This is a genomic window from Paenibacillus sp. O199, assembly GCF_001636635.1.
Taxonomy (GTDB): Bacteria; Bacillota; Bacilli; order Paenibacillales; family Paenibacillaceae; genus Paenibacillus; species Paenibacillus marchantiae.
This window is the reverse complement of sequence record NZ_LGRP01000025.1, coordinates 106-428: the sequence shown is the minus strand read 5'-3', so window position 1 is coordinate 428 and position 323 is coordinate 106. Positions and strand designations below refer to the sequence as shown.

General features: G+C 43.0%; 1 protein-coding gene. It reads right to left on the bottom strand.

Going from position 1 to position 323, the window contains the following annotated elements; all coding sequences use genetic code 11:
• On the bottom strand, nt 1-197 hold a 197-nt coding region (locus A6049_RS33770; RefSeq protein ID WP_205412042.1), incomplete at its 3' end, for a hypothetical protein.
• Nucleotides 198-323 lie beyond the last annotated feature (126 nt).

Sequence of the window (323 nt, the reverse complement as noted above, 5' to 3'; positions counted from 1 at the left end):
TCCTTGTCTTTCTTGCTCTTGTCCTTATCCCCAGAGTTTTTATTGTTTGATGTGATTCCCTGATTCTGATTCTTCTTATACTTACTATTCAACATACTCAGAAGAATCATAGCTTTCGTAATTGTATCCGAATCCACATATTGACTTAGTTGTTCTAAGCCATAACCCATCGCTTGATCAATCAGGAGATTCTGCATGAATCCGGTCGCCATGCCGCCCGCTGTCTTGAGTCCGTTCTCCAGCTCGGCTACTTCATCAGCAGATCATTCAGCTTGCTCTTCAGTTTATTCGCCAAATCCGCCGGACTGAAATTGCTCGTAAGT